The organism is Celeribacter baekdonensis (assembly GCF_900102315.1).
GTDB lineage: Bacteria > Pseudomonadota > Alphaproteobacteria > Rhodobacterales > Rhodobacteraceae > Celeribacter > Celeribacter baekdonensis.
In genome coordinates, this window is record NZ_FNBL01000002.1 from 256652 (window position 1) to 275957 (window position 19306).

19 protein-coding genes are annotated in these 19306 nt (G+C 57.8%); 17 read left to right on the top strand and 2 right to left on the bottom strand.

Features of this window, described 5'->3' with window-relative positions:
* Window positions 1-7 precede the first annotated feature (7 nt).
* The 16 genes from BLT54_RS05415 to BLT54_RS05490 all read left to right on the top strand — a co-directional run bounded on the left by BLT54_RS05415 (window position 8) and on the right by BLT54_RS05490 (window position 15045).
* Window positions 8-505, top strand: a complete 498-nt coding sequence (locus tag BLT54_RS05415) for a DUF3291 domain-containing protein (RefSeq protein ID WP_074642012.1) — start codon at window positions 8-10, stop codon at window positions 503-505.
* 4 nt (window positions 506-509) lie between these two features.
* Window positions 510-935, top strand: coding sequence for a DUF5333 domain-containing protein (locus BLT54_RS05420; protein WP_074642015.1), 426 nt, complete (start codon window positions 510-512; stop codon window positions 933-935).
* The gene (locus tag BLT54_RS05425; protein ID WP_074642018.1) at window positions 932-1345 is read left to right on the top strand and encodes a DUF5333 domain-containing protein; all 414 of its coding nucleotides are present in this window, start codon (window positions 932-934) and stop codon (window positions 1343-1345) included. The genes BLT54_RS05420 and BLT54_RS05425 overlap by 4 nt, the downstream gene beginning before the upstream one ends.
* Window positions 1346-1352: 7 nt before the next feature.
* Window positions 1353-3371: an NADH-quinone oxidoreductase subunit NuoG gene (nuoG, locus tag BLT54_RS05430; protein WP_074642021.1), complete on the top strand. Its 2019-nt coding sequence runs from the start codon at window positions 1353-1355 to the stop codon at window positions 3369-3371.
* Entirely contained in the window at window positions 3371-3805 is a 435-nt protein-coding gene (locus BLT54_RS05435) for a hypothetical protein (protein ID WP_074642023.1), read from the top strand. Before nuoG ends, BLT54_RS05435 begins: the two co-directional genes overlap by 1 nt.
* Window positions 3806-3816: 11 nt before the next feature.
* Window positions 3817-4854 (top strand): NADH-quinone oxidoreductase subunit NuoH, encoded by a 1038-nt coding sequence (gene nuoH, locus BLT54_RS05440; RefSeq protein WP_074642026.1) that lies wholly within the window; start codon window positions 3817-3819, stop codon window positions 4852-4854.
* 2 nt (window positions 4855-4856) lie between these two features.
* Window positions 4857-5363 (top strand): NADH-quinone oxidoreductase subunit NuoI, encoded by a 507-nt coding sequence (nuoI, locus tag BLT54_RS05445; protein WP_074642028.1) that lies wholly within the window; start codon window positions 4857-4859, stop codon window positions 5361-5363.
* Window positions 5364-5372: 9 nt separating this feature from the next.
* A complete protein-coding gene (locus tag BLT54_RS05450) occupies window positions 5373-5780 on the top strand; it encodes a carboxymuconolactone decarboxylase family protein (protein ID WP_009570855.1) in 408 nt (135 codons plus the stop codon).
* Entirely contained in the window at window positions 5777-6391 is a 615-nt protein-coding gene (locus BLT54_RS05455) for an NADH-quinone oxidoreductase subunit J (RefSeq protein ID WP_074642031.1), read from the top strand. Before BLT54_RS05450 ends, BLT54_RS05455 begins: the two co-directional genes overlap by 4 nt.
* A 97-nt stretch (window positions 6392-6488) precedes the next feature.
* Window positions 6489-6794 (top strand): NADH-quinone oxidoreductase subunit NuoK, encoded by a 306-nt coding sequence (nuoK, locus tag BLT54_RS05460; RefSeq protein WP_009570853.1) that lies wholly within the window; start codon window positions 6489-6491, stop codon window positions 6792-6794.
* A gap of 5 nt (window positions 6795-6799) precedes the next feature.
* Entirely contained in the window at window positions 6800-8881 is a 2082-nt protein-coding gene (gene nuoL, locus BLT54_RS05465; protein WP_074642033.1) for an NADH-quinone oxidoreductase subunit L, read from the top strand.
* Window positions 8881-10419, top strand: a complete 1539-nt coding sequence (locus BLT54_RS05470; RefSeq protein ID WP_074642036.1) for an NADH-quinone oxidoreductase subunit M — start codon at window positions 8881-8883, stop codon at window positions 10417-10419. Before nuoL ends, BLT54_RS05470 begins: the two co-directional genes overlap by 1 nt.
* Before the next feature lie 12 nt (window positions 10420-10431).
* Window positions 10432-11868 carry an NADH-quinone oxidoreductase subunit NuoN gene (gene nuoN, locus BLT54_RS05475; RefSeq protein WP_074642038.1) on the top strand — a complete coding sequence of 479 codons (1437 nt, stop codon included), beginning with the start codon at window positions 10432-10434 and terminating at the stop codon, window positions 11866-11868.
* Window positions 11828-12604, top strand: a complete 777-nt coding sequence (locus BLT54_RS05480; RefSeq protein ID WP_074642040.1) for a biotin--[acetyl-CoA-carboxylase] ligase — start codon at window positions 11828-11830, stop codon at window positions 12602-12604. The genes nuoN and BLT54_RS05480 overlap by 41 nt, the downstream gene beginning before the upstream one ends.
* The gene (locus tag BLT54_RS05485; RefSeq protein ID WP_074642042.1) at window positions 12605-13384 is read left to right on the top strand and encodes a type III pantothenate kinase; all 780 of its coding nucleotides are present in this window, start codon (window positions 12605-12607) and stop codon (window positions 13382-13384) included.
* Window positions 13381-15045, top strand: a complete 1665-nt coding sequence (locus BLT54_RS05490; RefSeq protein WP_074642044.1) for a ribonuclease J — start codon at window positions 13381-13383, stop codon at window positions 15043-15045. Before BLT54_RS05485 ends, BLT54_RS05490 begins: the two co-directional genes overlap by 4 nt.
* A 117-nt stretch (window positions 15046-15162) precedes the next feature.
* On the opposite strand, the gene BLT54_RS05495 is transcribed toward BLT54_RS05490, so the two are convergent.
* Window positions 15163-16758 carry a DEAD/DEAH box helicase gene (locus BLT54_RS05495; RefSeq protein WP_074642458.1) on the bottom strand — a complete coding sequence of 532 codons (1596 nt, stop codon included), beginning with the start codon at window positions 16756-16758 and terminating at the stop codon, window positions 15163-15165.
* 211 nt (window positions 16759-16969) lie between these two features.
* Here BLT54_RS05495 and BLT54_RS05500 point away from each other — a divergent pair, with 211 nt between their 5' ends.
* Entirely contained in the window at window positions 16970-17389 is a 420-nt protein-coding gene (locus BLT54_RS05500; protein ID WP_143026749.1) for an OsmC family protein, read from the top strand.
* Between the two features lie 101 nt (window positions 17390-17490).
* Here the strand turns inward: BLT54_RS05500 and BLT54_RS05505 are convergent, their stop codons facing one another.
* A complete protein-coding gene (locus BLT54_RS05505) occupies window positions 17491-19098 on the bottom strand; it encodes a peptide chain release factor 3 (RefSeq protein WP_074642047.1) in 1608 nt (535 codons plus the stop codon).
* Between the last annotated feature and the right edge of the window lie 208 nt (window positions 19099-19306).

Consider the following 19306-nt stretch of genomic DNA (forward strand, 5'->3'; position numbering starts at 1 on the left):
ACCGACCATGACCTCGACCCACCATATCGGAGAACTCAACGTTGGGCGTCTTATCGCGCCCACCGATGATCCGCGCGTGGCGGAGTTCATGGGCGCGCTGGACCGGATCAACGGGCTTGGCAAACGGATGCCGGGTTTCGTGTGGATGATGGAGGGCTCGGGCGAACCGGGCACTGGAAACACCGAAACCGCCATCGGCGGAGATGCGCAATTCGTCTCCAACCTGACCGTGTGGGAAGATGTCCAATCTTTGGAAAACTTCGTCTTTAATACGGTCCACAAACAATTTTATGACCGCCGCCAAGAGTGGTTTGAGATCATGGGCAAACAGCATTTTGTGATGTGGTTTGTCGAGAAAGGGCACAAGCCCACATTGGACGAGGCGCTCGAACGCCTTGCCTACAAAGACACACATGGGGACAGCGACCATGCCTTTGGCTGGTCGTATCTGACGCAGGCCACGCTTTTCAAAACGAAAAGCTGTCGGCCCATAGCCGCGGAGTGACCCGATGACATCTTTCAAACATATCGCTTTTGCCTTTGCCTTGATCGCGGGGCCCATGATCGCTGGACCTGTGGCCGCAGCCGATCTGCCGCCTCTGCGCGAGGTCAAAGAGATTGACCAAAACATGCTTTGGGCAGGGCTCGCGATTGAGGTCGCGGATGAATGCCCGACCATCGACGTGAAGAAAATGAAAGGCCTGTCCTTTCTGTGGGGGCTGAAAAACAGAGCCTCCGCCCTGGGCTATTCGGACGATGAAATCCGCGCCTATGTCGATAGCGACGCCGAAGAGGCGCGCATTCGCGACCTTGGAACCGCCTATATTCGCGCCTCTGGCTTTGACCCGACCACATCGGAGGGGCTTTGTGCCTTTGGCGCATCGGAGATTGCACGCGGCTCGATCATTGGGTCATTTTTGAAGGACAAATCATGAGTGCGCGTTTGACATATCATGCTGCTTTGGTCGCGATGGCGCTTTTGGCCGCGCCCGCAGTGGCGCAGGCGCAAAAGCTGATCACCGAGGATGCCAAGGTCAAAGAGATCATGGTTCAGTCACTGATTTCGACCCGGTTGATTTCAGAGTGTGACACGATTGCGCCGCGCAAGGCGCAGCTTAAAAAACAGACGGCTGAGATGGTCGCCTATATCGACGAGACCGGGTATGGCTCGGCTCAAATCATTTTGCTGCGTGACGAATCCTATCTTGCGCAACTGGCACAAGCGGCGGACGACATGCTGTCGGCGCGCGGTGTCAATCCTAACAATACAAAGGCGCTCTGTGCCTTTGGAACAGCTGAGATTGCGGGCAAGACAGCGCTTGGCAAACTCATGAAAAACAGGTGATTAGAACATGGCAGATACGCGCAAAATCATCATTGACGGGACCGAGATCGAGGTCGATCCGCGCCTGACACTGCTTCAGGCCTGCGAACAGGCTGGTGTCGAAGTGCCGCGGTTTTGCTACCACGAACGGCTCTCTATTGCGGGCAACTGCCGCATGTGTCTGGTCGAAGTCGTCGGCGGCCCGCCGAAACCCGCCGCAAGCTGCGCGATGCAGGTCAAAGATTTGCGTCCGGGGCCGGAGGGCGCGCCGCCGGTGGTGAAAACCAATTCGCCGATGGTCAAAAAGGCCCGCGAAGGGGTGATGGAATTCCTGCTGATCAACCACCCGCTCGATTGTCCGATTTGCGACCAGGGTGGCGAATGCGATTTGCAGGACCAAGCCATGGCCTATGGTGTGGATTTCTCGCGCTACCGCGAACCGAAACGCGCGACCGAGGATCTTGATCTTGGCCCGCTCGTCGCGACCACGATGACGCGCTGCATTTCCTGCACCCGCTGTGTGCGCTTTACGACCGAGGTCGCGGGCATCACCCAGATGGGCCAGACCGGGCGCGGCGAAGATGCCGAAATCACCTCTTATCTGAACGAAACACTGGTTTCGAACCTTCAGGGCAACATCATTGATCTTTGCCCGGTCGGTGCGCTGACCTCGAAACCCTACGCCTTCACCGCCCGTCCGTGGGAATTGACCAAGACCGAATCCATCGACGTGATGGACGCGCTTGGGTCCAACATCCGCATTGACACCAAGGGGCGCGAAGTGATGCGCATCTTGCCGCGCAACCATGATGGCGTGAACGAAGAATGGATTTCCGACAAGACCCGTTTCGTTTGGGACGGTCTGCGTCGTCAGCGTTTGGACACGCCGTACATCCGCGAAAACGGTAAACTGCGCAAAGCCACCTGGGCTGAGGCGCTCTCCGCCGCCGCCGTTGGTCTCAAGGGCAAAAAAGTCACCGCTCTGGTGGGTGATTTGGCCCCGGTTGAGGCGGTTTTCGCGCTCAAACAGATGGTTGAAACTCTGGGGGGCTCGATTGAATGCCGCATTGATGGCGCGAAACTCCCTGCGGGCAACCGCGCCGCCTATGCCGGCACCGCGACGATCGCCGACATTGATGATGCGAAATTCATCCAACTCATCGGCACCAACCCGCGCGACGAAGCGCCGGTGTTGAACGCCCGTATCCGCCGTGCTTGGGCCAATGGCGCCAATATCGGTCTGGTCGGAGAAGCCGTTGACCTGACCTATAAATATGCCCATGTCGGCACCGACCGTGCGGCTTTGGACAGCCTTTTGAACAAAGACTATGGCGCGGTGTTGGAACAGCCTTCACTCGTGATCGTCGGCCAAGGCGCAATCAACGAAGCCGATGGCGAGGCCGTTTTGGCCGCCGCGATGAAACTGGCGGAAGCCACCAAATCCAAGCTGATGATCCTGCACACCGCCGCTTCGCGCGTCGGTGCGATGGATGTGAATGCCACCACCGAGGGCGGCCTTGCGGCGGCGCTCGACGGGGCCGAAGCGATCTACAACCTCGGCGCGGATGAGGTCGAAGTGGGCGAGGGCGCGTTTGTCATCTACCAAGGCAGCCACGGCGACCGCGGCGCGCACCGCGCTGACGTGATCCTGCCGGCTGCGGCCTATACCGAAGAAAACGGGGTGTTCGTCAACACCGAAGGCCGTCCGCAGCTTGCGCTGCGCGCCGCCTTCCCTCCGGGCGAGGCGAAAGAAAACTGGGCGATCATCCGGGCGTTGTCTGCGGAAGTCGGGGCCAAATTGGGCTACGACTCACTGGCGCAACTGCGTAACGCTTTGATCGCTGAGGTGCCGCATCTGGCGCGGATCGACGAGGTGGCTGAGAACGCATGGTCGGCGCTGGCCGCCAAAAAACTTGGCACCGCGACCTTCCGCAATGCGGTCAAGGATTTCTACCTGACCAACCCGATCGCACGGGCATCCGTATTGATGGCCGAACTGTCGGCGCAGGCGAAAGCCCGCAAAGACACAGCAATGGCTGCGGAATAATGACCGCACCCACCGCATATCCCACCGCCGTTCAGGCGCTGGCGCTGGCTGCGCTCATCCCGCTTGCGGGCTGTGCGATGGCGGCTCCTGCGACCCCGAACGCGCAGGTGGGCCGTGCGGCGCAGGCGCGTGAGTATCTTGGTGTTGAGACCCGGCTTTTGGACGGTGATCTGGTCAATTTTCTTGTGTCCTTTCGGGGCCATGAGGGCGAAAAAAATGTGGTGGCTTATGCAGAATGCGCCGCCGCGCAATATACGCTGATCCGTGGTTTCGGATTTGCACGACATGTGCGCACGAATGTCGCACAAGAGGCTGGAATTTGGCGCGCGGATGCTGTTTACACCATCTCGCCAGCGCTCCCCGATGGTGTAAGCAAACTCGACGCTGAGGTCGTGGTGGCAAACTGCCGGGAAAATAGAATACCGATGGTGTGAGAGGCTAAGACATGGTCGAATTTTTCACGACAACAAATCTGGGCATTGCGCTCCTGGTCCTCGGACAATGTCTGTTGGTCTTGGTGCCTTTGTTCGTCGCACTCGCCTTCTTGATGTATGGCGACCGTAAAATCTGGGCTGCGGTCCAGATGCGTAAAGGCCCCAATATCGTGGGCATCTTTGGTTTGTTGCAGTCCTTTGCGGACTTTATCAAATACATCGTGAAAGAGGTGGTTGTGCCTGCGGGGGCGGACAAATTTGTCTTTTACCTCGCGCCGATGATCACCTTTGTCACCGCCTGTATCGCCTGGGTTGCGATCCCATGGAACGAGGGTTGGGTGATTGCCGATTTGAACGTAGCGATCCTTTATATCTTCGCCATCTCCTCGCTTGAGGTTTACGGCGTGATCATGGGCGGTTGGGCGTCGAACTCGAAATACCCGTTCTTGGGCGCGCTGCGCTCTGCGGCGCAGATGATTTCCTATGAGGTCTCCATCGGCTTGATCATCATCGGTGTGGTCATCTCCACCGGCTCGATGAACTTTGGCGACATCGTCGCCGCGCAGGACGGGGCCGGGATTTTCTCTTGGTACTGGTTGCCGCATTTCCCGATGGTGGTGTTGTTCTTCGTCTCCGCCCTGGCCGAAACCAACCGCCCGCCGTTCGATTTGCCCGAAGCGGAATCGGAACTCGTCGCGGGCTATCAGGTTGAATATTCCTCCACGCCGTTTTTGTTGTTCATGATGGGCGAATTGATGGCCGTGGTGCTGATGTGCGCGCTTGTGTCGATCCTGTTCTTCGGCGGCTGGAACTCCCCGGTTGAATTCCTGCCGGACGGTATCCTCTGGCTCGTCGGCAAGATGTTGTTCTTCTTCTTTATCTTCTCGATGGTCAAAGCCATCGTGCCGCGCTACCGCTACGATCAATTGATGCGCATTGGTTGGAAAGTCTTCCTGCCGCTGTCGCTGTTCTGGGTCGTTCTGGTGGCATTCCTTGCAAAATTCGAAGTCTTCGGTGGGTTCTATGCCCGCTGGGCGATTGGAGGCTGATCATGGCTCAAACCGACACTCCCTTCGACTACAGCCGCGCTGTGAAATACTTCCTGATGACCGACATCATTGCCGGTTTCAAAATCGGGTTGCGGTATTTCTTTGCGCCGAAAGCGACGATCAACTACCCGCATGAAAAGGGGCCGTTGTCGCCTCGCTTCCGGGGGGAACATGCGTTGCGTCGCTATCCGAACGGCGAAGAGCGTTGCATTGCCTGTAAACTGTGCGAAGCGATTTGCCCGGCGCAGGCGATCACCATTGATGCCGAACCGCGCGAGGACGGCTCGCGCCGCACCACGCGCTATGACATCGACATGACGAAATGCATCTATTGCGGCTTCTGCCAAGAGGCCTGTCCGGTGGATGCCATCGTCGAAGGTCCAAATTTCGAATTCGCCACGGAGACCCGCGAAGAGCTGTTTTACGACAAGGAAAAACTGCTTGAAAACGGCGAGGTGTGGGAAGCGGAAATTGCCCGTAACCTCGAATTGGATGCACCGTATCGGTAAGGGATCCCCATGAATGATTTCACCAAACTTTTCGCAGAGATGATTGAGCAAAGCCAAAAGATGGCCGCCTCTTTCAATCCGGCTTTGGAAAATTTCCAGATGCCGGCGTTCGACAAACTGTTCCCGACCATGTCGAAGGAACAGTTGGAAATGTTTTGGGGAAATGCGTTCAACAAGGACGGCTTGGATGCCAAAACCCGCCTGCTCGTCGTGCTTGCCGGGCAAACGGTTTTGGGAGCTCAGGCCGAGGTTCCGTTTAAAATGACCGTGCGCCACGCGATACAAGCGGGGGCTACACAAAAGGAGATCGCGGAAGTGATCTATCAAATGTCGATGTTGGGCGGTGTGCCCGCAATGTCAAAGGCACTGGAGTTGGCGCAGGCCGTCTTCTCCGAGACGCAGGAGGGCAGTGAATGACTGTCGTAGATTTCGCTTTTTACACCTTCGCCATCGTGATGTTGGTGGCCGGGCTGTTCACCGTGGTTTCCAAAAACCCGGTGCATTCGGTGCTTTGGCTGATCCTGACCTTCCTTTCGGCCTCCGGGCTTTTCGTGCTGTTGGGCGCGGAATTCGTCGCGATGTTGTTGATCATCGTCTATGTCGGGGCCGTCATGGTTCTGTTCCTCTTCGTGGTGATGATGTTGGACGTGGACTTTGCCGAGTTGAAAGCCGGGATGGCGAAATACCTGCCGTTTGCTTTGCTGATCGGTGTGGTGTTGCTGTTGCAGATGGGCCTTGCCTTTGGTGACTGGACCACGGCCGAGGGCGCACAGGCGCTGCGCCAGTCGGTGACGCCGGACGCGGCAGAGATCCACAACACCGCCGCTTTGGGCCTGTTGATGTATGACCAATATCTGATGTTGTTCCAACTTGCGGGTCTGGTGCTTTTGGTCTCGATGATCGGTGCCATCGTATTGACGCTGCGCCACCGTTCGGACGTCAAACGCCAAAACGTGTTGCAACAGATGTACCGCGATCCGGGCAAAGCCATGGAACTCAAGGACGTCAAACCGGGGCAGGGGCTTTAAGCCTGCCTGACGAAATTACGAAGGGCGCGCCTGAGCGCAGCGCGCCCTGAACCAAAAGCCGCGATACGCGGCGTGAGAGAAAGAACTGAGGGACGGCATGGTCGGACTTGAACATTACCTGACAGTCGCAGCGGCGCTGTTTGTCATCGGCATTTTCGGGCTCTTTTTGAACCGAAAGAACGTCATCATCATTTTGATGTCCATCGAGATGATCCTGCTGTCGGTCAATATCAACCTTGTCGCTTTCTCCTCGTATCTCGGGGATTTGACGGGGCAGATTTTCACGATGCTGGTGCTCACCGTGGCCGCCGCTGAAGCGGCGATCGGGTTGGCCATTCTTGTGAGCTTCTTCCGCAACCGCGGCACGATCGACGTCGAAGACGTCAACGTGATGAAAGGGTAAAGTCCATGGAAACGATCATCCTTTTTGCGCCTCTTGTGGGCGCGATCATCGCGGGCTTTGGCTGGCGTGTGATTGGCGAAAAGAGCGCGCAATATCTGACCACGGGTCTTTTGTTCTTGGCGGCTTTGCTGTCTTGGGTCGTGTTCCTCGGCCATGACGGGCAAACGCATCACATCACCGTGCTGCGCTGGATTGAATCCGGGGCGCTGTCGGTTGATTGGGGCATCCGGGTCGACCGTCTCACCGCGATCATGTTGATTGTGGTCAACACGGTCTCCGCCCTCGTGCACCTCTACTCCTTCGGCTACATGGCCCATGACGAGAATTTCAAAGACAGCGAACCGTACCGCGCGCGCTTCTTTGCCTATCTCTCGCTCTTCACCTTCGCCATGTTGATGCTGGTCACCGCCGACAATCTCGCCCAAATGTTCTTTGGCTGGGAAGGCGTGGGGCTGGCCTCTTACCTGCTGATCGGCTTTTATTTCAAAAAGCCCTCTGCCGGGGCCGCCTCGATGAAAGCCTTTATCGTCAACCGTGTGGGTGACTTTGGCTTTTCTCTCGGCATCTTTGCATTGTTCTTCCTCACCGACAGCATTCGTTTGGACGATGTCTTTGCCGCGGGTCCGATGTTGGCCCAAACGCAATTGCATTTCCTCTGGACCGACTGGAACGCGGCCAATCTGATCGCATTCCTGTTGTTCGTCGGCGCGATGGGCAAATCGGCGCAGTTGTTCTTGCACACATGGTTGCCGGACGCGATGGAAGGCCCGACGCCTGTGTCCGCTCTCATCCACGCCGCGACCATGGTCACCGCCGGTGTGTTCCTGGTCTGCCGCATGTCGCCGATCTTTGAATACGCGCCGCAAGCGCAGATGTTCGTGATCTACATCGGGGCCACCACGGCGTTTTTTGCCGCCACCGTCGGCCTTGTGCAAAACGACATCAAACGCGTCATCGCCTATTCGACCTGTTCGCAACTCGGCTACATGTTCGTGGCCGCAGGTGTCGGCGCTTATGGTCCGGCGATGTTCCACCTTTTGACGCATGCCTTCTTTAAAGCCATGTTGTTCTTGTCGGCGGGGTCCGTGATCCACGCGATGCACCACGAACAAGACATGCGCAATTATGGCGCGCTGCGTAAGAAAATCCCGTTCACCTTCTGGATGATGATCATTGGTACGCTGGCGATCACCGGGGTCGGCATTCCGTTGACGCATTTTGGCTTCGCGGGCTTCCTGTCGAAAGACGCCATCATCGAAAGCGCTTATGCCTCCGGTGTGGGCTATGCCTTCTGGATGCTGGTCATCGCGGCGCTGTTCACGTCCTTCTACTCGTGGCGTCTGATTTTCATGACCTTCTACGGCAAAGCCCGTGGCGATCATCAGGCCCATGATCATGCCCATGAAAGCCCGCTTGTCATGCTGGTGCCGCTTGGCGTCTTGGCGCTGGGTGCGGTGTTCGGTGGGATGATCTGGTACAACAGCTTCTTTGGCGATCATGAGACATTCACCGAATTCTTCGGTCTTCCCATGCAACATGAAGTGGCCATGGCCGAGGGCGAAGCGGCTCCGGCGCATGGTGAAGCTGCCGCTCCTGCGGCACATGGCGAAGCGGTGGCCGCGACAGGCTCCGCCCCGCAGGGTGCGATCTTTGTTGGGCCAGAGAACACCGTGCTTGATGACGCGCACCACGCGCCGACCTGGGTCAAGGTCTCGCCCTTCATCGCGATGCTCATCGGCTTCATCACCGCTTGGATTTTCTACATCAAAAGCCCGAGCCTGCCGAAACGTCTGGCCGACAGCCAACCCGTCGCCTACCGGTTCTTGCTGAACAAATGGTATTTCGACGAGATCTATGATGCGCTCATCGTGCGCCCGTTTTTGGCGCTGGGTCGGTTCTTTTGGAAACGCGGCGACGAGGACACCATTGACGGTGCGATCAACGGCGTCGCCATGGGCATCGTGCCCTTCTTCACCCGCCTTGCTGGCCGGGCGCAGTCGGGCTTTATCTTTACCTATGCATTTAGCATGGTCTTGGGGATTGTGATCTTGATTACCTGGATGTCGATCAACGGGGGGACACACTAATGGATAACGTCCTCTCCTTTGTCACCTTCCTGCCCACTGTGGCGGCTCTTGTTCTCGCGCTGTTTTTGCGGGGCGATGATGCGGTGGCGCAACTGAACGCCAAACGGCTTGCGCTGTTTGCCACCGTCATCACCTTTGTGATCTCGCTCTTTATTCTCTTTGGCTTCGATGCGTCTGACACCGGCTTTCAGATGGTCGAAGAAGCTGAGTGGATCATGGGGATGAAGTACAAAATGGGCGTCGACGGGATTTCGGTCCTGTTCGTCATGCTCACCACAGCTTTGATGCCTTTGGCGATCTGGTCCGCGTGGGATGTGAAGCTGCGGGTCAAGGAATACATGATCGCGTTTCTGTTGTTGGAAACGCTTATGCTTGGCGTGTTCTGTGCGCTCGACCTGATGCTGTTCTACCTGTTCTTCGAAGGCGGCCTGATGCCGATGTTCCTGATCATCGGCATTTGGGGCGGCAAAAACCGCATCTACGCGGCGTTCAAATTCTTCCTCTACACCTTCTTGGGCTCGGTGCTCATGTTGGTGGCGATGGTTGCGATGTATATCGACGCAGGCACCACCGACATCGTGCAATTGCTGGCCCATGATTTCTCTTCCGAGACGATCAAGGTGCTGGGCTTTAACATCGTTGGCGGTTTCCAAACCCTCGCGTTCCTGGCCTTCTTCGCCTCTTTCGCGGTGAAAATGCCGATGTGGCCGGTGCACACCTGGTTGCCCGACGCCCACGTTCAGGCCCCGACGGCGGGCTCCGTGGTTCTGGCGGCGATCCTGTTGAAAATGGGCGGCTACGGCTTCCTGCGCTTCTCGATCCCGATGTTCCCGGTGGCCTCCGCCAATCTGGCCGATTTCGTCATGGTCCTCTCGGTGATCGCGATTGTCTACGCCTCGCTGGTGGCCTTGGTGCAAGAGGACATGAAAAAGCTCATCGCCTATTCCTCGGTCGCGCATATGGGCTATGTCACTGCCGGTATCTTTTCGCTGAACCAACAAGGCCTCGATGGTGCGATCTTTCAAATGATCTCGCACGGCTTTGTCTCTGGTGCGCTCTTCCTTTGCGTTGGCGTGATCTATGAGCGGATGCACACCCGTGAGATCGACGCCTTTGGCGGTCTGGTGAACCGGATGCCCGCCTACGCGCTGGTGTTCATGTTCTTCACCATGGCCAACGTCGGCCTGCCGGGCACCTCGGGCTTCGTCGGTGAATTCCTCACCCTCATCGGCATGTATCAGGCCAATACGTGGATCGCGCTGGTCGCGACCTCGGGCGTGATCTTCTCCGCCGCTTACGCGCTTTGGCTCTACCGCCGCGTGGTCTTGGGCGATCTGATCAAAGAAAGCCTCAAGGCGATCACCGATCTGAGCGCGCGCGAAAAATGGATCTTTGCGCCGCTGATTGCCATGACCCTTCTCCTGGGCGTTTACCCCGCGCTGGTGCTGGATATCATCAGCCCGTCGGTCACCGCCCTCATCGACAATTATCACGCAGCTCTGCCGGCCGATCTGGTCGTCGAAGCGGCAAGCCACTAAGGGATCAGGACCATGACCTCCAACGATTTCTCCATCGTCCTCCCAGAAACCTTGCTTGCCATTTACGGCATGCTCGCGCTCCTCTTCGCGGTCTACACCGGCAAAGACAAACTGGCGGGGCTGATCACCTGGGTGACGGCTGCGGTCTTTGTCATTGTTGCTTTGCTCATCGGTTTGGGCGGGGGCGGGGCCACCCCGGCCTTCCACGGCATGTTCATTGACGACGCCTTCTCGCGCTTTGGCAAGGTTGGCATCCTCTTGGCCGGGGCCGCCGTTTTGGTGATGTCTTATGACTTCCTCGACAAACGCGGCTTCGCCAAATTCGAATATCCGATCCTTGTGCTGTTCTCGACAATCGGCATGATGGTGATGGTCTCTGCAGGCGATTTGATGGCGCTCTACCTGGGCTTGGAGCTGATGTCGCTGTCCTTGTATGTCATCGCGTCCTTCCGCCGTGACAGCGTGAAATCGACCGAAGCGGGTCTGAAATATTTCGTGCTGGGCTCGCTCTCGTCCGGGCTTTTGCTCTACGGGTCGTCCTTGGTCTACGGCTTTGCCGGCACCACGTCTTTCGCCGGTATCCTCTCGGTCGTCTCTGTTGACGCGCCGCTCGGGGTGCTCTTTGGTCTCGTCTTCATCATGACCGGTCTGGCATTCAAAGTTTCCGCTGTGCCGTTCCACATGTGGACCCCGGACGTCTACGAGGGTGCTCCGACACCGACCACCGCCTTTTTCGCCACCGCGCCGAAATTGGCCGCGATGGCTCTTTTCGCCCGCGTGTTGCATGACGCCTTTGGTGGCATCACCGCCGACTGGCAACAGGTGCTTGCGGTCATCGCCGTGGCCTCGATGTTCTTGGGCGCGATTGCCGGGATCGGTCAGACCAACATCAAACGCCTGATGGCCTATTCCTCGATCTCCCACATGGGCTTTGCGCTTATGGGTCTGGCGGCGGGCAATGCCGAAGGTGTGCAATCGGCGCTGATCTACATGGCGATCTATGTCACCATGAACATCGGCACCTTCGCCTTTATCATGACCATGGAACGCGATGGCCAGCCGGTCACAGACATCGCCTCGCTGAACTTGTATTGGCGCAATTCCCCGGCCAAGGCTCTGGCTTTGCTGGTGCTGATGTTCTCGCTCGCCGGTGTGCCGCCGATGCTCGGGTTCTTCGGGAAACTGGCCGTGCTTCAGGCCGCTTGGGGGGCAGGTCTCATCTACCTCGCCATCTTCGGTGTGATCGCATCGGTGATCGGTGCCTTCTACTACCTGCGCATCGTCTATTACATGTATTTTGGCGTTGAGACCGATCCTTTGGACAAAGTGTCTTCGCCGGTGACCTTTGCGCTGTTGACCCTCTCTGCGCTGATCATGTTGGTCGGGATCGTCAATATGTTTGGCGTCGATGGCATGGCTGCGCTCGCGGCCGAAGCCCTTGTCAAATAATCTGTACAGATGGCCCGAAGGGGTAGGGCGCACCGTCCTGCCCTCCGTGGACAGCACCATGTCGGAGGCCGCGCGTGTCGCGGCCTCTTCCACATTTTCGCAATGGATTTTGGCCCTGTCGCAAACCGCCGCCCACGGTCGGCGCGGTCGGGCCTGGGCCATGCCCGAGGGCAATTTTGCCGCCACCTTGCTGATGTTTCCAACGGAACGGCCAGAATTGGTGGCTTTGCGCTCCTTCGTGGCCTCGCTTGCGCTTTATGACGCTTTCGTCGCCGCCACCGGGCGGACCGATCCGTTTTCACTGAAATGGCCCAATGACGTTTTGCTCAATGGCGGCAAGGTCGCGGGCATCCTTTTGGAACGTGGGCCCGTGCATTTGGCCATCGGCATTGGCATCAATCTTGTTGCGGCCCCTGTTCCGGCACAGCTTGAAGAGGGCGCGGTGGCCCCGGTCTCCTTGGCGGATGAAACCGGCGCTCTGGTTGTGCCCGAAGACTTTCTGGACCTGCTTGCCCCCGCTTACGCCCATTGGGAGGCGCAATTTGTCACCTATGGCTTTGCGCCGATCCGCACCGCCTGGCTCGCGCGGGCCGCGCGTTTGGGCCAACCGATCCGGGCGCGTACCATGCGCGAAGAGCATCATGGCACGTTTGAAACCGTCGATGCCTTTGGCAATCTTGTGCTCGCCACATCCAATGGCAAACTCACCATCCCCGCCGCTGAGGTTTATTTTTAAATGCTTCTCTGTATCGACACCGGCAACACCAACACCGTCTTTTCCATCTGGGACGGAACCGATTTCATCGCCACATGGCGCACCTCGACCGAACATCAACGCACGGCGGATCAATATTATGTCTGGCTGGCGACCTTGATGAATTTTCAAAAAATCGAGGCCGACATCACCGAGGTGATCATTTCCTCCACCGTGCCGCGGGTGGTGTTTAACCTGCGGGTTCTGGCCAATCGTTACTTCGATTGTCGTCCCCTTGTGGTCGGCAAACCCGAATGTCTTTTGCCCCATGCGCCGCGTGTGGACGAGGGGACAACGGTCGGCCCCGACCGTCTGGTCAACTCCGCCGCCGCGTTTGATACATTCGGTGGCGATCTGATCGTGGTTGATTTCGGCACGGCCACCACATTTGATGTCGTGGCCGAAGATGGCGCTTATGTCGGCGGCGTGATTTCGCCCGGCGTCAACACCTCGCTTGAATCCCTGCACCTCAAAGCCGCAGCATTGCCGCATGTGGACGTGACCATGCCGGATAAAGTGATTGGCACCAACACGGTGGCCTGTATGCAATCGGGGGTATTTTGGGGCTATGTCGGCCTCGTGCGCGAAACCTGTAACCGGATTAAGGTCGAATATGACCGCCCGATGCAAGTCATCGCCACCGGAGGCCTTGCGCCTTTGTTCAATCAGGGCCACAAACTCTTTGACGCATTTGACGAATTCCTGACCATTCGCGGCCTCGTGGTCATTCACCAATATAATAAGGATCAGGGCAACATATGAGCGATAGACTTCTTTACCTCCCGTTAGGCGGCGCCGGCGAAATCGGCATGAACTGTTATGTGTACGGCTATGGCCCGGCGGGCAGCGAACGCTATATCGTCGTCGATCTCGGCGTGACGTTCCCCTCGATGGATGGCACCCCCGGTGTCGATCTCATCTTTGCCGACATTGCGTGGCTGGTGGAGCGCAAGGACCGGATCGACGCTATTTTCATCACCCATGCGCATGAGGATCACGTTGGCGCGGTCGGTCATCTTTGGCCCCGTCTCGGCGCGCCGATCTATGCCCGTGCTTTCACCGCCCACCTCGCGCGGCTGAAATTCGAAGAGCACGGTCATGATGAGTTGATGATCAAAACCGTCTCGAAATGGCCGGACACAACGACCGTTGGGGCCTTTACCGTCGGCTTCCTGCCGATCTCGCATTCGATCCCCGAAAGCTCGGCCTTGGTCATCGACACGCCTGCGGGGCGGATCATCCACACTGGCGATTTCAAACTCGACGAGACCCCGGTGGTGGGCGAGGCCTTTGATCGCGCGCTTTGGGAAGAGGTGTCGAAAGACGGCATCAAAGCCATGGTGTGCGATTCCACCAACGTGTTTTCGCCCAATCCTGGCCGCTCTGAATCCGAAGTCATCGGCCCGCTCACCGAGCTGATCGCCGGACTTGACGGCATGGTCGCCGCCACGACATTTGCCTCCAACATCGCTCGGGTCAAAACCTTGGCTGTTGCGGGCGCGAAAGCGGGACGTTCCGTGGTGCTTTTGGGCCGCGCGATGCGCCGGATGATCACCGCCGCGATTGAAACCGGGATCATTTCCGATTTCCCCGCCACGGTGTCGCCGGAAAATGCCACCGATATTCCGCGCGAAAACCTGATGTTGCTGACCACCGGGTCGCAGGGCGAACATCGTGCGGCGACCGCACAATTGTCGCGTGGCAAATACCTCGGCCTGAAATTCGCCGCCGGTGACACGATGATTTTCTCCTCGAAAACCATCCCTGGCAACGAAGTTTCTGTCGGTCGGATCGTCAACGCGTTTTCCGAGATGGACGTCAATGTGATCTCTGACCAGGATGGCTTGTTCCACGTCTCAGGTCACGCCAATCGTCCCGATCTTGCGACCCTGCACGAGGTTGTTAAACCGCAGGTCGTCATCCCGATGCACGGCGAACACCGCCATCTGCGCGAACATGCGAAACTTGCGGAATCCAACGGGTTTCAGGCTGTGGTTGCGCCGAATGGTGTCTGTCTTGATCTGTCGGGCAATGCGCCGCGCGTGGTTGAATATGTCGAAACCGGGCGGACGTATCTTGATGGGTCAATCCAGATCGGCGCGATGGATGGCATTGTGCGCGACCGGATTCGCATGGCCATGAACGGGTTGATTGTTGCCACGGTGATCATTGAGGACAACGAGCCTTTGGGCGATTGCTGGTGCGAAGTGCGTGGCCTGCCCGAGGTCGGCCTGTCGCGTGCGCCGTTGGTGGATGTGTTGGAAGAGGATGTGAACCAATTCCTGATGCGCGCCAAGCCCAAGACCCTTTCGGATGACGGCAAACTCGAAGAAGAGATGCGTCGCATCATTCGCAAATCGACCCATGAAGAGACCGGCAAAAAGCCGGAGGTCCAAATCGTGATCTCCCGCCTGTCCAATTGAATTTTCCCCCGTAGCAGTTTTGGCTGCGGGGAGGTTTTGGGCCGAATCTGCAAATGCACAAAACAAAACCCGCGCCATGGCGCGGGTTTTTGAATTTTTGCAAAGGATGCTTTGGCTTTAACTGGCGCTGCGTTCGTCAAAGCTTAATGCAATGAAAGAGGGCAGGTGATCGCCCAGACCCACAACCTTTTTATCATCGTCGCGCCGACCGCGGCTGCGCGAACTGCTGTTGCGGTCCCGGTTCTCGGAGGATTTGCTATCAGAGGCGGCCTGTGATGTGCGCTGCTCGCGCTGCTCGCGGGGTTCACGCGGAGCGCGTTCTCTGGCGCGCGATTCCGGCTTTGCCTCCACAGTCTTTGCCGCCACAGTGGCCTCTTCTCGGGCCTCGGGGGCCTCTTGCGTCTGGCTCTCAGAGGCCTTCGCTTCTGTCGCCTCAACCGCCGTCTCCGGCTTGTCGGATTTGCGGCTTCTGCTGCTGCGCGAGCGGGTCCGTTTCGGTTTGTCCTCAGATTTGACCTCAACAGGGGCGTGATGCGAGGTCGTGCTCTCCGCCTCGGCAACGGTGCCCAAAGGATTGTCCAAACGCGGGATTTCTTTGCCAATCAGACGTTCCACATCCGCGAAATTCTTTTCGTCGCGCGGCTCACAGAGCATGATCGTTTTGCCATCTCGGCCTGCACGCCCCGTGCGCCCGATCCGGTGGACATAGTCCTCGGCGTGGCTTGGGACATCAAAGTTGAACACATGGGTCACAGACGGCACATCCAAACCGCGCGCGGCCACATCAGAGGCCACGAGGATTTTCAATTTGCCGTTGCGGAACCCGTCCAATGTTGCGTTGCGTTGACTTTGCTCCAGATCGCCATGGATTGGTGCCGCGTCATAGCCGTATTTTTTCAGGGATTGCGAGACGATATCGACATCGGTCTTGCGGTTACAAAACACGATTGCATTGTCGAGCTTTTCGCCCTCTAGGTCGATTAACGTACGCAAAAGATGACGTTTTTCCGAGGCCGCGCGGTCGCGACGCGAGGCTTTGAACATCACCACATGCTGTTCGATGTTTTCGCCAGAGGTGGCTTGGCGCGCCACTTCGATGCGAGCCGGGGCCGACAGGAAGGTGTTGGTGATCCGCTCGATTTCCGGTGCCATCGTGGCCGAGAAAAACAGCGTTTGGCGGGTGAACGGCGTGAGGCCAAAGATGCGTTCGATGTCGGGGATGAACCCCATGTCGAGCATCCGGTCGGCCTCGTCCACCACCATGACTTTGACGTCAGAGAGGATCAATTTGCCGCGTTCGAAATGATCGAGCAACCGGCCCGGTGTGGCGATCAAAACGTCCACGCCCTTGTCGATCAGGATATCCTGTTCTTTGAACGACACCCCCCCGATCAACAGAGCTTTGGTCAGCTTCATGTATTTGGTGTAGGTGTCAAAGTTCTCCGCCACCTGCGCCGCCAATTCGCGGGTCGGACAGAGTACGAGCGAGCGCGGCATCCGGGCGCGGGCGCGGCCACGGCTGAGCAGGGTGATCATCGGCAAAACGAAGGAGGCGGTTTTGCCGGTCCCGGTCTGGGCGATGCCCAAGACATCCCGGCCCTCAAGGGCGGGGGGAATCGCACCGGCCTGAATCGGGGTCGGAGATTCGTAGCCAGCGTCCTCGATGGCTTTGAGAACTTTGGGAGCAAGGTTTAAGTCGGAAAATTTGGTCAAGTCGTGCCTTTCGCGATATTGCGGCTGTTTTTTCGGCCGCAAATCCCGCGCGGCCCGTTCGGCCATATTGCCGATACGTCTGTGGAACGCCTCATACGCTTCAATCACGAAAAGGTCAAGGAATGCTGCGATTTGCGCACTGATTGCAACTGTGAATCTCTTTGTGCGTCTGGCACAGTGGGGTCAGAGGAAACCAAAGAGGAGACGCACGATGATTAAAAAACATGGATCCGCGACATGGAGTGGTGATCTGAAAGAGGGCAAAGGGCTTGTTTCGACGCAAAGCGGCGTGCTCTCAGACGCGCGCTATGGTTTCAACACCCGTTTCGAAGACGGCATGGGCACCAACCCCGAAGAGTTGATCGGTGCGGCCCATGCGGGCTGTTTCTCGATGGCGCTGTCCGGCCAATTGGCCGAACGTGGCATCACCGCCGATCAGATCGAAACCAAATCCACCATTCACTTGTCGATGGAGGGCGGGCCGAAGATTGTGAAAGCGCATTTGACGGTTTCGATCCGCGCAGAGGGCGACAAGGCGCTGATCGAAGAGGCGGCAAAGGCGGCTGAAACCGGCTGTCCCGTGTCCAAGGTTTTGGACTGTGAGATCAGCATGGATCTGACGATCGCATAAATCGGGTTTTGGACGAGAATGTTCGATTTCAAATGGTAAAGGCTGACCGCATTGCTGTGGTCAGCCTTTTTGGTTCGGTTTGTGCAATTTCAGAAACGGCGTCAAACCATCATTTCCTTGGTCGCCGACAGGGTCAGCGCCGGGTAGTCGCGCACGATTCGGTCAATGTCCCATTGTAGGCGGGTCAAGAACACCGGGTCGCCGTCGTGGTCATAGGAGATATGTTGTTTGTTGGTGTTGATGAACTTGTCCATCTCGGCTTTGGGCCCCGTGACCCAGCGCGCCGAGGTGAATTGCGACGCGTCAAACCGCACCGGCAGCCCGTATTCCAATTCAATCCGGCTGGCCAAAACCTCGAACTGCAAGGCACCGACCACGCCGACGATGAAACCGGACCCAATGGCGGGTTTGAACACTTTCGCGGCCCCTTCTTCGGCGAATTGCATCAAAGCCTTTTCCAAATGCTTGGCCTTCATCGGGTCGCCCGCGCGCACGGTTTGCAACAGCTCGGGTGCAAAGCTTGGGATGCCGGTGACGCGGATGTCCTCGCCTTCGGTCAAGGTGTCGCCGATGCGCAATTGGCCGTGGTTCGGGATGCCCATGATGTCGCCAGCCCAGGCTTCTTCGGCCAATTCGCGGTCAGAGGCCAAAAACAGCACCGGGTTGGAGATCGCCATCGGCTTTTTCGTGCGTACATGGGTGAGTTTCATACCGCGTTTGAAATGCCCCGAGGCCAAGCGCACAAAGGCCACGCGGTCGCGGTGTTTCGGGTCCATATTGGCCTGCACCTTGAACACATAGCCCATGACCTTGGTCTCATCCGGGCTGATCGGTCGTGGTGTGGCCTTTTGCACCTGCGGCTCGGGGCCAAATTTGGCGATCCCGGCCATCAATTCCTGGACGCCAAAGGAGTTGATCGCGGAGCCGAACCAGATCGGCGTCATGGTGCCGTCCAAGAACGCCTGACGGTCAAACGCGGGCAACAATGCGCGCGCCATTTCCAATTCTTCTTTAAGCTGCTCCAACAGATGCGCAGGCACATGTTCGGCCAGTTTCGGGTCATCGAGGCCCTTGATCTTAATGCTGCCTGCGACCTTGTTGCGGTCCGCCCGGTCCATCAGTTCAAGGCGATCATTGATCACATCGTAACAGCCAACAAACTCGCGGCCCACGCCAATGGGCCAGCTTGCCGGGGTCACGTCAATCGCCAGGTTCTCTTGAATTTCATCAATGATATCAAAAGTATCCCGGCTCTCACGGTCCATCTTGTTACAAAAGGTCAGGATCGGCAGGTCGCGCATCCGGCAGACTTCAAACAGCTTGCGTGTTTGGCTTTCAACACCCTTCGCCCCGTCGATTACCATCACAGCCGCATCCACCGCCGTCAGCGTGCGGTAAGTGTCTTCGGAGAAATCCGAGTGACCGGGCGTGTCGACAAGATTGAAGCGATAGCCATCAAAATCAAAGGACATGGCCGAGGCCGACACGGAAATCCCGCGGTCCTTTTCCATTTGCATAAAGTCCGAGCGCGTCCGCCGCGCTTCGCCTTTGGCCCGCACCTGACCTGCCATCTGGATCGCGCCCCCGTACAACAGGAACTTCTCCGTCAACGTCGTTTTACCGGCGTCCGGGTGAGAAATAATGGCAAAGGTGCGCCGACGCGCAATTTCGTCAGGCAGAACAAGGGCGGTATGTGTGGCGTTTGACATGAGGGCGGATATAGCGGGGCAGGGGCGAGGCGGCAATGGGGATATGCAGCCTGTTGCCGCCCACCGTCGCCAAAACGATCAGGGGCGTCCTCCCATTGGAATAGGCGGTGGTCTGTGGCGTTGGGGGGGATGGGGCATCTTCACGGCATTGGTCCTGTTTCAGGTCCCCTTGCCAAATTCTCCTTGCCAAACGAAAAACGCCCCCAAA